Raw genomic sequence first — 14,530 nt, forward strand, 5'->3', positions numbered from 1 at the left:
ATCCTTGCCCTTCGGTCCGGTGCGCCGTCCATTCGGACGTGGCGGCCTGCTGCCCAATCCCCTGAGGTCAAAACGATCCTGGGCGTCGCGATTTCCCTGCCTGCATCTTGACCCCACATATTGGTTGGCCAAGTCTTCGCGTTGAACTTAAATCACCCGCCTATGCTGACAAGCGCAACAACAGTGACTATTTCGTGACCATGACCGGCGACCTGGACCATCAAAGTGAAGCGAAATCGGAGCACGGACTAACCCGTGCTGGCGACACGGCGGGCCTGGAAGCGCTGATCTCGCGCGCCGCCCGCGCCGGCAAGGGCCTGCCGCCAGTCGAACGTTGGAACCCTGATTTTTGCGGTGATCTCGACATGGAGATCAGGCCCGACGGCACCTGGTTCTATCTGGGTACGCCGATCGGCCGCATGCCTCTGGTGCAGCTGTTTTCCACCGTCCTGCGCAAGGACGAAGACGGCAAGACCTACCTCGTCACCCCGGTTGAAAAGGTCGGCATCMGCGTCGTCGATGCGCATTTCGTCGCCGTCGAGATGAATGTTGCGGGCGAGGGTGCCGAGCAGGTGCTGACCTTCCGCACCAATGTCGGCGATGTCGTTGAAGCCGGGCCCGAGCACCCGTTGCGTTTTGTTGACGAAGAAGAGACCGGTGGCCTCAAACCCTATCTGCTGGTGCGCGGTCGGCTCGAGGCGCTGGTGGCGCGGCCGGTTATGTACGAGCTTGTCGAATATGGCGAACGCATCGAAATCTCAGGTCAGGCGATGTTTTGCATTCGCTCGAAGGGTGGGGTCTATCCTGTTATGCCATGGGACAGGCTGGAGCGGCTGAGCGCGTGATGGTTCATTCCCCGGCAGCGCATTATTCGGCGCAGGATTTTCGCCAGCGCGCGGCACAGGAGCATCTCAACGGTGCTTTTGCCGACTATGGCGACCATGTGCTCAATCCTGACCTGCGCAACATGATCGTGCACGACCGGCTGCGCGACGCCGCCGTGCTCATCCCGGTGGTGGATCACGGCGATGCCTCGACCGTCATCCTCACCAAACGGGCGGAAAAGCTGAAAAGCCATTCCGGCCAGATCGCCTTTCCCGGTGGTCGCATCGACCCAACCGACGCTTCGCCGGAAGCGGCCGCACTGCGCGAGACATCAGAGGAAATCGGGCTAACCCAGGATTATATCGATGTTATCGGGCGCCTGCCCGACTATGTCACCGGCAGTGGCTATCGCATTGCCCCGGTGCTCGGCATCGTCCGCCCCGGCTTTCATCTCAGTCTCAACGCGGACGAGGTCGACGATATCTTCGAGGTTCCACTCGGTTTCCTGATGGACCCGGCCAACCACGACCGCGCCAGCCGCACCTGGCAGGACCAGGAGCGCTTCTTCTACGCCATGCCCTATGAAGAGCGATACATCTGGGGTGTCACCGCCGGCATCATCCGCGCGCTCTATGAAAGGCTCTACACATGAGCACCTCGATCGCCGGACAGGCTGAATGGCTCAACGATCCGCTGCTGCAGAAGCTGCTTGCGGCCCTCAATGCCGATGGCGAAGAGGCGCGCATTGCCGGCGGTGCGGTGCGCAACGCGCTGCTGGGCGAGCCAGTGGCCGATGTCGACATTGCCACCACCAATTTGCCAGACGGGACCGTGCGCCGCGCCGAAGCGGCCGGGTTCAAGGCCGTTCCCACAGGTGCTGAGCATGGCACAATCACGGTCATTGCCGGCGGCAAGCCGTTCGAGGTCACCACCTTGCGCGCCGATGTCGAGACTGACGGGCGTCACGCCAAGGTTTTGTTTGGTCGCGACTGGAAGGCGGACGCCGAGCGGCGCGACTTCACCATCAACGCGTTATACGCCAAGGCCGACGGCACAGTTGTCGATCTGGTCGGCGGGCTTGCCGATCTTAAAAGCCGGACGCTGCGCTTCATCGGCGATGCCGAAACCCGCATCCGCGAGGATTATCTGCGCATCCTGCGTTTTTTCCGCTTCTTCGCCTGGTACGGCAAGGGCCGTCCCGATGCCGAAGGCCTCAAGGCTTGCGCACGGCTGAAAGACGGGCTTTCCCGCCTTTCCGCCGAACGTGTCTGGTCGGAACTCAAGAAGCTGCTTTCGGCTCCCGATCCCTCGCGCGCGCTTCTGTGGATGCGCCAGGCCGGCGTGCTCACCGCAGCGCTGCCCGAAAGTGAAAAATGGGGCATCGACGCCATCCATGCGTTGGTTCGGGCCGAGGGCGATCTCGGCTGGACCGTCGATCCGTTGTTGCGGCTTGAAGCGATCGTGCCGCCTGATGCGGCGCGCATGAAGACACTCGGCGACCGTCTCAGGCTTTCCAACGCCGAGACCGACAGGCTGGTCCAGTGGGGGGCGACTTCGAAGGTCGAGCCGACCGTCACCGAAGGCGAACTTGCCAAGCGGCTTTATCGCGGCAGCGTCGAAGGCATCATGGATCGCCTGCGCCTTGATCTCGCCTCGGCACGTGGCAGGGCGGAGCAGGACGACAAGGCGCTTATTGAAGCCGGTGGCTTCTATCGCCTGCTGAGTTTCGCTGGAAAATGGCAAAAGCCTGCGTTTCCGCTGCGCGGCGGCGATGTCGCAGCGCTCGGCGTCGAGGGTGCCGCACTTGGCTCGCTGCTCAAGGCTCTGGAGGTCGAGTGGATCGACAGCGGTTTTTCGCTGGATCGCGACGCGCTGCTCGAGCGCGCCGCCGATAGGCTGAAAGCCTGATTCAGGCCGCGCTGCGGACCTTTTCGATACGCGAGCGGATCGCCTCGATCATCGTCTCGCGAATGATGGTTTCGCCATGCGTCTCGCGCAAATGTTCGGCCGCGCGGCGGATGATCTCGGCTTCGTCCTCGTGCCGGGTATGCCACTGGCAGCCGGGGACAAGCGACCCGCATTGAAATTCCTTCATCGGATGTCTCCTTTCCTCCCTCCGTTGAGAGGTGAACTATAACACGCAATATGGCGATTGGTTGCCGCTGCGGGCAGGGCGATGCCCAATTCGGCGTGAAGGGGCATTTTGCCTTGGGAAAATTCTTTTGAGGTCAGCGCCTTAGGAGAAATTTCTGCGAAACCGATTCCATTTGGGCCAGCACTTTCCAGAACGAGAAAAGGGCGGAACCACGTGTACCGCCCTTTTTGGAAAATGGACGCGGAAAGCCCCGCTACTTCATCATTTTTACCGATTCCGCGACCTTGTTCTTTCCGCTCATGTCCCACATGACGGAGACCTTCTCGCCGGCCTTCAGGCCCGGATCCTTGAATGTCTTGGGGAGCATGTAAGTTGTGCCGTCGGCCATTGTCAGGCTCATCGCCTTCATGTCGACGGTCTTGATCGTGCCGTCCGTATGCTGGGCGGCGGCGAAGGCTATGGCAGAGGTTGCGAGAACGGCAGCTGCTATTGCAGGAACAAGAAGTTTGCGCATGGCATGTTCTCCGACGAATGCGGGTGCCGCAAGCGCAGAACCCGCTGTGGTGAAAGGCCGTCCGGTCACGTCGGGTCGCGGCGCAGCAAGGCAGCCGCCGGCATTTCCCGGCCCCAGCGATAGAAATAGCTTCGCTCCACCAGGCGGCTATTAGACGAAAAACATATTCCAAAACGGCAACTTAGCCGCAATCGGCGCCAAGATTTCTCTTTGTGGCGTCGATTGTGACGAGGTCGAACCTTACGAAAAAGTAACAAACAAGCGGCTTGCGCCTATTCGCCGAACTTCTTCTTCGGCTTGTACACCTTTGCGGCACCCGTGGGCTTGTCGCCGGAACGCTTTTCGAAGGGTTTTTTCTCGTAGGGCTTCTTCTCGAAGGCCTTCTTCTTGAAGGGCGGCTTGTCGGACGGGTCGTACTGGCCCTTGCGGTGCTGCTTCTTGGCCTCGCTGCTGCCAGGCGCGCCCGCAAGCCGCTTGATGTCGACGCCCTTTTCGCCGCTGCCGTTCTGTTCGACGGTGCGGGCGTAGTTGTCGGCGCGGTTGGCCACGACTTCGAAATGCGATTCGGTATCAAAAATGCGGATCGAGCCGATTTCGGTTTTGGTCACATGGCCTGCCTTGCACAGCAGAGGCAGCAGCCAGCGTGGCTCGGCGCGTTGCTTGCGGCCGACCGACACGGAGAACCACACACCGTCGGTGAAGCGGTTGTCGGGACGTTCGGCCTTGGCCGAGTCGAAGGCCGGGATAGGGCGGTCCGAAAGCTCTTCAGCTGCCGGACGCGACGCCATCTGCTGGCGCAGCCAGGCAAGCGCGATTGCTTCGGGCGAGTGCGCGGCGAGGATTTCTGCGACCTGAACTGCCTCGTCCTCGGCCGGTGCTTCGGCGTTGGCAAGCTCGGCCAGCATGCGCTCGCGGTTGYGTGCGTCGATCTCGGCCGGTCCGGGTGCGGACTGCGTCGTTGCCTCGAGCTTGGCCAGCTTGAGCAGGCGGGCAGCGCTGCCGCGACGGTGGAACGGCACGATCAGCACGCACACGCCCTTGCGTCCGGCGCGGCCGGTGCGGCCCGAACGGTGAAGGAGGGTGTCCGGATTGGTCGGCAGGTCGGCATGGATGACGAGGTCGAGATTGGGCAGGTCGATGCCGCGGGCGGCGACGTCGGTCGCCACGCAGACGCGGGCACGGCCGTCACGCATCGATTGCAGCGCGTTGTTGCGCTCGGCCTGGCTCAGTTCGCCCGACAGCGCCACAACGGCAAAGCCACGATTGGCGAGCCGTGCCGAGAAATGCTTGACCGCTTCGCGCGTCGCACAGAACACCATGGTGCTTTGCGCGTCGAAATAAAGCAGCGTGTTGATGATGGCGTTCTCGCGCTCCGGGGGAGCAACAAGAACCATGCGGTATTCGATGTCGTCGTGCTGGCGGCTTTCTCCGGCTGCGGTGATACGCAGCGCGTTGCGCTGGAAGCGCTTGGCCATCTGGGCGATCTGCGGCGGCACGGTTGCCGAAAACAAAAGCGTACGGCGTTCCTGCGGTGCGGCGGCGAGGATGAATTCGAGGTCTTCGCGGAAGCCGAGGTCGAGCATCTCGTCGGCCTCGTCGAGGACGACGGCGCGCAGGCCCGAAATATCGAGCGAGCCGCGGGTGATGTGGTCGCGCAGGCGGCCAGGCGTACCGACGACGATGTCACAACCGTCATTGAGCGCGCGGCGTTCCTTGCTCATGTCCATGCCGCCAACGCACGAAGCGATGCGGGCGCCGGTTGCGGCATAAAGCCATTCGAACTCGCGGCGCACCTGGATGGCGAGCTCGCGGGTCGGCGCGATGATCATCGCGCTTGGGGCGCCGGCGCGGTCGAAGCGCTCGCGGCCGTTGAGCAGTGTTGGCGCAATGGCGATACCGAAGGCCACCGTCTTGCCCGAGCCGGTCTGCGCCGAGACCAGAAGGTCGACGCCGTCGGCCTCCGGTGCCAGCACAGAGGACTGCACGGGGGTGAGCGTTTCGTAGCCACGCGCGGCGAGCGCCCCGGCCAGCGCCGGAACCATGTTGTCGAAAATCGTCACAAAAATCTTCCAATGAGAGCAAGGCCCGTCACATGTGGACGAGGGCCAAGGAAAGCGGGCTCTCTAAAGGTTTGCTGCCCGCGCGTCAATGCGACGGCGGGCAGGGCAGCCATGCATAGAGGTCAGGGCCACCTGACCTCGGGCGGCATGCTCGACAGGATCGAGGCGATGTTGCCGCCGGTCTTCAGCCCGAAGATCGTGCCGCGATCGTAGAGCAGGTTGAACTCGACATAACGGCCGCGTCGCACCAGCTGTTCGTCACGGTCGCCATCGGTCCAGTTGGTGTTGAAGTTCTGTCGCACCAGATGCTGGTAGGTGACCAGGAAAGCGCGGCCGACGTCCTGGACGAAACGGAAGTCGGCGTCCCAGCCGCCCTTTTCCTCCGGCGAGTGCTGCCAGTCGAAGAAGATGCCGCCGGTGCCGCGCGGCTCGTTGCGGTGCGGCAGGAAGAAATACTCGTCGCACCAATCCTTGTATTTCCGATGGTCTGCGACATTGGCGTGCTTGGAGCAGGCAAACTGCATCGCCTTGTGGAAGGCGACGGTGTCGGGGTMTTCCTGCGTGCGCCTGCGGTCGAGAACCGGCGTCAGGTCAGCACCACCGCCAAACCACCAGCGCGAGGTCGCCACCATGCGCGTGTTCATGTGCACGGCTGGCACGTTGGGGTTCTGCGGATGCGCGATCAGCGAAATGCCGCTGGCCCAGAAGCGGGGGTCTTCCTCGGCGCCGGGCATCTGCTTGCGGAATTCGGGCGAGAACTCGCCATGCACCGTCGAGGTGTGCACGCCGACCTTCTCGAACACCCGGCCATGCATCATCGACATGACGCCGCCGCCGCCCTTGCCTTCGTCGCGCTGCCACGGCGTGCGCTCGAAGCGCCCCGGTGCCCACGAGGCCAGCGGTCCTTGTACCTGGTCTTCCAGCGCCTCGAAGGCGAGGCAGATGCGATCGCGCAATTCCTCGAACCAGGCGCTGGCGCGCATTTTCCTGTCTTCGATGTCCGCCGGAAGTCCGGCTGGTATTTCGGGACGCTGCAATTTTGGCTCCGCACAAATGACTCGTAATTGTCCGGCGCGATCCCTAATCTCCTTCTCGTAAGGGTCAAGGAGTTCTTTATGGGCACCCCGAGCCGACCGCCGCTCGATGACCTCGCAAAAAGGCTCCAGCGCAGCCGGGCCGAACGGGAACGCAGGCCGCGCGACGGGTTCTTGCGCGAGACCTTCGTGTTGCCGCGCAACGACGCGCGACGGAAGGCGCAGGAGTGGTTCTCGCGCTGGCCCAAACAGGCCTATTGGACCGAGATCGAGAGCTGGTTCGAGCGCCCCGGCGACGTCATCGAGTTCACCATCCGCCGCCTGCCGACTTCCGACTAGATTGTTCCTGTGGCGTATCGCGTGGGGGAGCCATGTTCCTGAAAACGATCGCCGAGGATGAGGCCAAGGGCCGCATCGCCGAAATCTACGAGAAGTCCCGCTCGCAGCTGGGCTTTGTCATGGAAGCAACGAAGTGCTTCACCGCGCGCCCGGACCTTTTGCCTGTCTACACCGACTTCAACGACCAGCTGCGCGCCGGCTTTTCGCTTGGCATGCGCGAATGGCGGCTGATCACGCTCATCGCCGCCAAGCAGATCCCGTCGACCTACTGCTCCTATGTCTATGCCAGGCAGCTTACTGCCGAGCTCGGCTCGAAGGAGGCGGTGCTCGGCGTGCAGCAGGATTTCCGCAATGCCGGTCTTTCAGCGCGCGACGTCGAGATGCTGGCCTATGCCGAGCATATCGCCATCGATGCCTCGCAGGTGACTGAGGCCAATATCGACCGGCTACGTGCGCTCGGCTTCACTGACCAGCAGATCTGCGACATCGCGTTGTGCGCTGCCTTCCGCTGTTTTGTCAGCCGCTTCTTCGACGCCGTCGGCGCTGCGCCCGAGGCGGTCTTCATCGATGGCGACGAGGCGTTTCGATCGGCTATGACTGTTGGCCGCAGCTACTGACCAGCTTTGAACGAACCGCCTGTCTCCTATTCCGCCGGAACAAGCAGCCGTCTTGGCCCCGGCCCCTGTCGCGCCAACCTGTCCTCGCGGTTGCGCAGCGGGCATTTGTCGATCGACATGCAGCCGCAGCCGATACAGTCGGTCAGCCCGTCGCGCAGCTTCTTCAATTGCTCGATGCGGTGATCGAGGTCGTGGCGCCAACCCGTTGAAAGCAGACTCCAATCCTCGCGCGTCGGCGTGCGCCCGTCGGGCAGGGCGGCGAAGGCAGCGGCGATGTCGGCAAGCGAGATGCCGACATCCTGGGCGATCCTGATCACCGCCACACGCCTCAGCACGTCGCGCGCATAGCGGCGCTGGTTGCCTGACGTGCGATGGCTGTAGATCAGCCCGCGTGTCTCGTAGAAATGCAGGGCCGAAACAGCGACGCCGCTACGCTTGGCCACCTCGCCGACAGTCAATTCACTTGCCATGACAATTCCCGCTTGACCTCAAGGTTGGTTGAGGTTGTACGAGGGTATCCTCCGCGATGCAAGGAAGGATCAGGTCATGGCGAGGAACTCCAGAACGGACGGAAGCACCAAATCGCCAGGGCGGAGGTTCGCTGCCATCGTCATGGAGCTGGCGGATGCCTGGTCAGCCGATCTGGCGAACAGCCTCGCCGGCAACCATGGCAGCACTCAGCGCGACGTTGAGGCTTCGTCCGCCGCCGGGCATGGGGATGATCAGCCGCTCGAAGGCGAGATCGTGGACGTGGTCAGGCACCCCGGCCGATTCGCGACCCAACATGACGATGTCGCCGGCCTTGAAGTGGAAATCGGTATAGGGCAGGGCGGCTTTGGTCGACATCAGCACAAGGCGTCGGCCCTCGCTTTGCCGCCATTGCTCGAAGCGGTCGAAGTCGACGTGCCGGGTCAGCGCGGCCATTTCGAGATAATCCATGCCGGCGCGTTTGAGGGCACGATCGGAAATGTCGAAGCCGGCGGGTTCGATCAAATCGACGGCGAGGCCGAGGCACGCGGCCATGCGCAGGATGGTGCCGGTGTTGCCGGCGATGTCTGGCTGGAACAGCGCGATACGCAACCGGTCGTTCATTTCAGCTTCCTAACCTGTGGCTTGCAAGCAACAGCAAGCAACCCGAAAGAAAATTCGACCGGCCCCGCAGTGGCGTTTCGCCGCGAATGGGCGTATAAGGCCTGCATTGTCAACCCGAACCGATGGAGGGGTATATGATGCTGATTGTCACACTATGCCTCGCCACATGGCGACGCCCAGCCTAACGGCGGCCTCGGTTCGACGACTTCCCTGACATCTACAGGCACGATCGCATCGACTTCCGCCGAAGCCATATTCAGGTTTTCGAAGGACAATTCCGATGTTTGCCAATTCCTCAAACGAGCAGCACGCTCGTAACGAACTCGACTCTGCATTTTTTGTTCACCGCAACGACATAGCCGACGCCCGGCATCATGCCATGATGTTGGCACTCGGCGTGCATCAGCCCAAGGCGGACCCACCGGTGCGGCAGCGTCCGCATCGCGGCATGCTGCCCGATGTCGACATGAGCAATGTTGTCGTCGACCCGAACTCCAGGCCGCTGTTTGGCCGCATCGTTGCCCTGATCGGCCGGCTCGCCGGCCGCTCAGGTGCAGCCCGGCCTGCTGCGAGAACGATGTCAGGAGGCAACCGCTGAGGATTCGCCGAATCCTCAGCGGCCCCCTACATTCCGAAGGCCCCCGCCGTGTCTCCTGAAAGATCCGGCGAATAAAGGCCGTGCCAGTGGCCTCCAAGATACGTCCCGCGCGGAATTTGCCGCGTACCGCATACCGAATTGAGAGACTGATATGTTCCGCTGGTTTGAAAACAGACTGAATCCGTTCCCGGTCGAAGAGCCGGTCGAGCCGCCCAAGACGCTGATTGCGTTTTGTCTGCACTATACCAAAGGCGCGTGGCCCTACATTGTCGTCGCGGCCGTGCTGACCTCGCTGATCGCGCTTGCCGAAGTGTGGATGTTCGGCTTTCTCGGCAACATCGTCGACTGGCTGTCGGCGCAGAGCCGCGAGACCTTCCTGCAGAATGAAGGCTGGAAGCTCGCCGGCATGGCCTTTATCGTCATGGTCATCCTGCCGGGCATGGTGGTGCTGCAGTCGCTCGTCAACCAGCAGACGCTGATGGGCAATTATCCCATGCGCATCCGCTGGCAGGTGCACCGCTACCTGCTCAAGCAATCGATGAGCTTCTACCAGGACGAGTTCGCCGGCCGCATCGCCACCAAGCTGATGCAGACCGCGCTCGCCGTGCGCGAATGCGTGGTCAAGCTCATCGACGTGCTCAATTACGTCATCGTCTATTTCCTCGGCGTGCTGTTCATCGTCGGTTCCGCCGACCTCCGGCTGGCTGCACCGCTGGTCGTCTGGCTCATCATCTATGTACTCTTGCTGCGCTATTTCGTGCCGCGCCTTGGCAAGGTCGCCGAAGAGCAGGCAGACGCGCGCTCGACAATGACTGGCCGTGTCGTCGACAGCTACACCAACATCCAGACGGTCAAGCTGTTCTCGCATTCGCGCCGCGAGGCGTCCTTTGCGCGAGAAGGCATGTCGCTGTTCATGGACACGGTCTACCGGTCGATGCGGCTGGTGACCTCGCTTTATGGCGCGCTCTATTTGCTCAACTCGACGCTTTTGCTGTCGGTCGGCATCCTGTCGATCTCGCTGTGGCTCAATGGTGCGGTGTCCATCGGCGCGGTCGCGGTCGTGCTTGGCCTGGTGCTGCGCCTTTGGGGCATGTCGCAATGGATCATGTGGGAAGTCTCGGGCCTGTTTGAGAGCATCGGCACCGTCCAGGACGGCATCACCTCGATCTCGATGCCGCGCCTGGTCGAAGACAAGCCCGATGCCAAGGAGATCGTCGTCGACAAGGGCGAGATCTTCTTCGACAATGTGCGCTTCCACTACGGCAAGAAAAAAGGCGTCATCGAAGACCTGACCCTCAAGGTTCGTCCGGGCGAAAAGGTCGGCATCGTCGGCCGTTCCGGTGCAGGCAAGTCGACGCTGGTCAACCTTCTGCTGCGCTTCTACGACATCGAGGGCGGGCGCATCGTCATTGACGGGCAAGACATCTCGTCCGTCCAGCAAGACAGCCTGCGCGCCCATATCGGCATGGTCACGCAAGACACGTCGCTGCTGCATCGGTCGGTTGCCGACAACATCCTTTATGGTCGTCCCGACGCCACCGAAGCGATGATGATCGAAGCGGCGCGCCGCGCCGAAGCGATCGACTTCGTTGCAGCCTTATCTGATCCCAAGGGCCGCAAGGGTTTTGAGGCCCATGTCGGCGAGCGTGGCGTCAAGCTCTCCGGCGGCCAGCGCCAGCGCATCGCCATCGCCCGCGTCATGCTCAAGGACGCGCCGATCCTGATCCTCGACGAGGCGACCTCGGCGCTCGACTCGGAAGTCGAAGCCGCGATCCAGGAAAACCTCTACCGGTTGATGGAAGGCAAAACCGTCATCGCCATCGCGCACCGGCTCTCCACCATCGCGGCGATGGACAGGCTGGTGGTCATGGACAAGGGCCGCATTGTCGAACAGGGCACGCATGACGAGCTGGTCGCCAAGGGCGGCATCTATGCCTCGCTATGGCAGCGCCAGTCGGGCGGCTTCCTGCTCGATGACATCACTGGTGAAGCGGCCAACGACATGGAGGCCAAGGGCCAGGCCGCGGAGTAGGGCAGGGTGGCAAATCTGATCGAGGCCTCCCACGCGGGAGGCCTTTTTCATTTAGGGCTCGTCCCCAGAGGAAGTCTGGAAGTTCGAGCCGAGCTATCTTGGGGGGGCGGGGTGCCGTGACATCAAGGAAGGCGGCGACGGTCCAAACTACGGTCCCGCTCATCTCAGGTGAACGCCCTGACAAAAGAACTCGCCCACGTCATTGTGAACATGTTGCCCGAAATTCGCCTGGGTTGCAGGCAGGCTCCTGCCAGGCAGCGGTTGCCTCTTGGACCGGTTGATCCGAAAATAGCGAGTCGTTGCCGCGAGATAGCCCAGAGTGCTCATGAATAGAATCTACAAGTGGTTCGAAAGTTGGGTCTATCCGTTTCGGGAGCCGGCAGAACTCCGGCCCCCGGCCACCGTCTGGGGTTTTCTATGGCACTATGTCGGCCAGGCGAAATTCGCCTTCTTCGCCATGCTGGTCATCGGCGGCATCGCGCCGCTGGTTGAAGCGGGGCTTTTCTATTTTGTCGGTCGCCTCGTCGATATCCTTGACGGCCTGCCCACCGACCGCAGCTGGGCGGCGCTGTGGGACGTCGCCGGCCCCGAAGTGCTGTTCATGGCCATCACCGTCCTGGTGATCCGCACCATCGTCGTCGGGCTCTCAGCACTTGTCGACGAACAGACCATCACGCCGGGTTTTTACAACCTGGTGCGCTGGCAGGCCCATCGCCATGTCTCGCGCCAGTCCTACTCCTTCTTCCAGAACGACTTCGCCGGCCGCATCGCCACAAAAGTCTGGCAGGCAGGGCAAGCGACCGGCGACCTGATGGAAAGCTTCATCGAGGTCGTCTGGTTCATGCTGGTCTACACGATCACCACGCTTGCCGTGGTCGCGGGGCTCGACTGGCGGCTCGCCGGCCTCGTCGTCGTCTGGATCGTCGCCTTCGGGCTGCTTGCCAATCACTACCTGCCGTCGATCCGCAAGCATGCCGAGGCGACTGCCGAGGCAGGCTCGATGATCAACGGCCGCATCGTCGATTCCTATTCTAACGTGCAGACGCTGAAGCTGTTCGCCGACGATGGCGACGACCGCTACATCCGCTCGGGCTTCGACATCTATCTCAATGCGCTGCGCCCGTTCACGCGCCGGCTGACCGGCGTCCGCCTGGCGCTGACGGCGCTGTCGGGCGTCATGATCACCGCGATTGCCTGGTTTTCGATCCATCTGTGGATCGAAGGCGCGATCACGGTCGGTGCTGTCGCCTTCACGCTCTCTCTGGTGTTGCGCCTCAACATGCTCCTTGGCCGGCTCATGATGCAGCTCAACGGCATCTTGAGGAACCTCGGCGTGCTGGAGAACTCGAAAGCGCTGATCTCGCAGCCGCTCGGCCTGACCGACAAGCCAGGTGCTGTCGAACTGGTGGTCAGGGGCGGCGAGATCCATGTCGACCATGTCGTCTTCCACTATGGCAAGGGCGGTGGCGTGCTCGGCGGCATCGACCTTGTCGTCAAGCCGGGCGAGAAGGTCGGCATCGTCGGCCCCTCCGGTGCCGGCAAGACCACGCTCGCCAATCTGATCCTGCGCCTTTACGACCTTGAGGGTGGGCGCATCCTCATCGACGGCCAGGACATCTCGACCGTCACCCAGAACTCGTTGCGTGGCTCCATCGGCGTGGTCAGCCAGGACACGGCCCTGTTCCACCGTTCGCTGCGCGACAACATCAAGCTCGGCAAACCCGACGCCACCGACGCCGAGGTCATCTCCGCTGCCCGCAAGGCCGAGGCACATGAGTTCATCGGCACGCTTGAGGACAATCGCGGCCGCACCGGTTACGACGCCTTTGTCGGTGAGCGCGGCGTCAAGCTGTCGGGCGGCCAGCGCCAGCGCGTGGCGATCGCGCGCGTCTTTCTCAAGGACGCGCCGATCCTGATCCTCGACGAGGCGACCTCGGCACTCGATTCCGACATCGAAGCCGCGATCCAGGAAAACCTGCATGCGCTGATGGCCGACAAGACCGTGCTGGCGATCGCGCACCGTCTGTCCACTATCGCCGCGCTCGACCGCCTGATCGTGCTCGACCAGGGCGGCATCGCCGAGCAAGGCACCCATGACGAGCTTCTAGCGCTCGACGGGCTTTATGCCCGGCTGTGGAAGCGCCAGTCCGGCGGCTTCCTGTTTCATGAAGACAGCGTGCTCGACGAATCGAGGCCGGCGTGATGAGCGAAGATCCCTTCCAGCAAAAATTCTGGGGCCGCTTCGAAGGCGCCATCGACCCGTTCCAGGACACCGACCGCGAGGTGCTGCCGGAAAACGCCTGGGCCTTCATCCTCTACTTCGCCAGGCAGGCGAAGGGGCCGTTCATCCTTTTGCTCATCACCGGCTTTCTCGCCGGCGCGGTCGATGCGGCACTCTACTGGTCCGTCGGCTGGCTCATCGATCTGCTCGATTCCACCAGCCCGCAGCGGCTGTTCGTCGACCACTGGCCCGCACTTGCCGGACTGCTTGTGCTGATCCTCGTGGTCCGCGCCGTCATCATCATAGGCTCGGCCATCGTCGAGCAGCAGATCGTCGTGCCCGGCTTCTTCTCCATGGTGCGCTGGCAGTCGTTCCGGCGCGTCATCGAACAGCCCTATGATTTCTACCAGAACGATTTCGCCGGCCGCATCGCCACCAAGATCATGCAGGGCGGCGAGGCCGTCGGCGATTTCATCGTCAACATGCTGCAGACGATGTGGGGCTTCCTCACCTTCGTCGTGCTGTCGGTGACGATCCTCGTGTCGCTCGACCCGCTGTTGGGGGTGGTGGTCGCAATMTGGTTCGCCGGTTACGCCGCAATCATCTATTTCCTGCTTCCAGAGATGCGCCGCGCGGGCCGGGCCACCGCCGACCAGCGCTCGATCTTCAACGGTCGCCTGGTCGATGCCTTCACCAACATCATGGCGGTCAAGCTGTTCGACAGCGGCCGGCGCGAGCACGCCTATGTCCGCGACGGGCTCGAAAGCTTCCTCGCCTCGGTGATCAGGCTGACCCGCGCCATCACCACGGTGCGCTCGGCGGTCGCCCTGCTCAACGGCATAATGATGGCTGCGGTCGCCGCCATCTGCCTCGTCAACTGGACGCAAGGGTCGATCTCGACAGGTGCGATTGCAGCCGCGCTCGGTCTCGTCTTCCGGCTCAACCAGATGTCGGGCTGGATGATGTTCAACATCAACGGCCTGGTCCGCAACTACGCCACCGTGCAGGACGCCACCCGCACCATCTCGGTGCGCCCGGCGATCCGCGATGCCGCCGATGCGTTCGTGCTGCCGCGCGCCAAGGGCGATATCGTCTTCGAAAAC

At 62.6% G+C, this 14,530-nt stretch carries 15 protein-coding genes; 9 read left to right on the forward strand and 6 right to left on the reverse strand.

Annotated features, from left to right (window positions below; translation table 11 throughout):
• Positions 1-200 precede the first annotated feature (200 nt).
• Genes AC1DWF_RS11510 through AC1DWF_RS11520 form a run of 3 tightly spaced genes read left to right on the forward strand, consistent with a single transcriptional unit; the run spans position 201 to position 2,733 of the window.
• Positions 201-845, forward strand: coding sequence for a DUF1285 domain-containing protein (locus AC1DWF_RS11510; RefSeq protein WP_476841693.1), 645 nt, complete (start codon positions 201-203; stop codon positions 843-845).
• Positions 845-1,477, forward strand: coding sequence for a CoA pyrophosphatase (locus tag AC1DWF_RS11515; protein WP_476782947.1), 633 nt, complete (start codon positions 845-847; stop codon positions 1,475-1,477). Before AC1DWF_RS11510 ends, AC1DWF_RS11515 begins: the two co-directional genes overlap by 1 nt.
• Entirely contained in the window at positions 1,474-2,733 is a 1,260-nt protein-coding gene (locus AC1DWF_RS11520; RefSeq protein ID WP_476782939.1) for a CCA tRNA nucleotidyltransferase, read from the forward strand. The genes AC1DWF_RS11515 and AC1DWF_RS11520 overlap by 4 nt, the downstream gene beginning before the upstream one ends.
• A 1-nt stretch (position 2,734) precedes the next feature.
• Here AC1DWF_RS11520 and AC1DWF_RS11525 read toward each other — a convergent pair whose 3' ends face one another.
• The 4 genes from AC1DWF_RS11525 to hemF all read right to left on the reverse strand — a co-directional run bounded on the left by AC1DWF_RS11525 (position 2,735) and on the right by hemF (position 6,531).
• Positions 2,735-2,920: a DUF1059 domain-containing protein gene (locus AC1DWF_RS11525; protein ID WP_476782938.1), complete on the reverse strand. Its 186-nt coding sequence runs from the start codon at positions 2,918-2,920 to the stop codon at positions 2,735-2,737.
• Positions 2,921-3,173: 253 nt separating this feature from the next.
• Entirely contained in the window at positions 3,174-3,434 is a 261-nt protein-coding gene (locus AC1DWF_RS11530; RefSeq protein ID WP_476787996.1) for a DUF1344 domain-containing protein, read from the reverse strand.
• A gap of 272 nt (positions 3,435-3,706) precedes the next feature.
• Complete coding sequence (locus AC1DWF_RS11535; protein ID WP_476841690.1) at positions 3,707-5,494, reverse strand: DEAD/DEAH box helicase; 1,788 nt, start codon at positions 5,492-5,494, stop codon at positions 3,707-3,709.
• A gap of 122 nt (positions 5,495-5,616) precedes the next feature.
• Complete coding sequence (gene hemF, locus AC1DWF_RS11540; RefSeq protein WP_476841691.1) at positions 5,617-6,531, reverse strand: oxygen-dependent coproporphyrinogen oxidase; 915 nt, start codon at positions 6,529-6,531, stop codon at positions 5,617-5,619.
• Between the two features lie 78 nt (positions 6,532-6,609).
• On the opposite strand from hemF, the gene AC1DWF_RS11545 reads away from it, so the two are divergent.
• Together AC1DWF_RS11545 and AC1DWF_RS11550 are read left to right on the forward strand one after the other, a co-directional pair.
• The gene (locus AC1DWF_RS11545) at positions 6,610-6,867 is read left to right on the forward strand and encodes a hypothetical protein (RefSeq protein ID WP_476782934.1); all 258 of its coding nucleotides are present in this window, start codon (positions 6,610-6,612) and stop codon (positions 6,865-6,867) included.
• 32 nt (positions 6,868-6,899) lie between these two features.
• Positions 6,900-7,484, forward strand: a complete 585-nt coding sequence (locus tag AC1DWF_RS11550) for a carboxymuconolactone decarboxylase family protein (protein ID WP_476782933.1) — start codon at positions 6,900-6,902, stop codon at positions 7,482-7,484.
• Positions 7,485-7,510: 26 nt separating this feature from the next.
• Here AC1DWF_RS11550 and soxR read toward each other — a convergent pair whose 3' ends face one another.
• Both soxR and AC1DWF_RS11560 read right to left on the reverse strand, forming a co-directional pair.
• Positions 7,511-7,954, reverse strand: coding sequence for a redox-sensitive transcriptional activator SoxR (soxR, locus tag AC1DWF_RS11555; RefSeq protein ID WP_476787998.1), 444 nt, complete (start codon positions 7,952-7,954; stop codon positions 7,511-7,513).
• A gap of 163 nt (positions 7,955-8,117) precedes the next feature.
• Positions 8,118-8,576, reverse strand: a complete 459-nt coding sequence (locus tag AC1DWF_RS11560) for a tRNA (cytidine(34)-2'-O)-methyltransferase (RefSeq protein WP_476787999.1) — start codon at positions 8,574-8,576, stop codon at positions 8,118-8,120.
• 280 nt (positions 8,577-8,856) lie between these two features.
• Between AC1DWF_RS11560 and AC1DWF_RS11565 the strand changes: the two genes are divergently transcribed.
• The 4 genes from AC1DWF_RS11565 to AC1DWF_RS11580 all read left to right on the forward strand — a co-directional run.
• Positions 8,857-9,174, forward strand: coding sequence for a hypothetical protein (locus AC1DWF_RS11565; RefSeq protein ID WP_476788000.1), 318 nt, complete (start codon positions 8,857-8,859; stop codon positions 9,172-9,174).
• Positions 9,175-9,325: 151 nt separating this feature from the next.
• Positions 9,326-11,206 (forward strand): ABC transporter ATP-binding protein, encoded by a 1,881-nt coding sequence (locus tag AC1DWF_RS11570; RefSeq protein WP_476783452.1) that lies wholly within the window; start codon positions 9,326-9,328, stop codon positions 11,204-11,206.
• 325 nt (positions 11,207-11,531) lie between these two features.
• A complete protein-coding gene (locus tag AC1DWF_RS11575; protein ID WP_476788001.1) occupies positions 11,532-13,409 on the forward strand; it encodes an ABC transporter ATP-binding protein in 1,878 nt (625 codons plus the stop codon).
• Positions 13,409-14,530, forward strand: a 1,122-nt coding sequence (locus tag AC1DWF_RS11580) for an ABC transporter transmembrane domain-containing protein (RefSeq protein ID WP_476841692.1), incomplete at its 3' end; no start/stop codon positions are given. The genes AC1DWF_RS11575 and AC1DWF_RS11580, both read left to right, overlap by 1 nt.

Source organism: Aminobacter sp. P4_D5 (assembly GCF_056401815.1).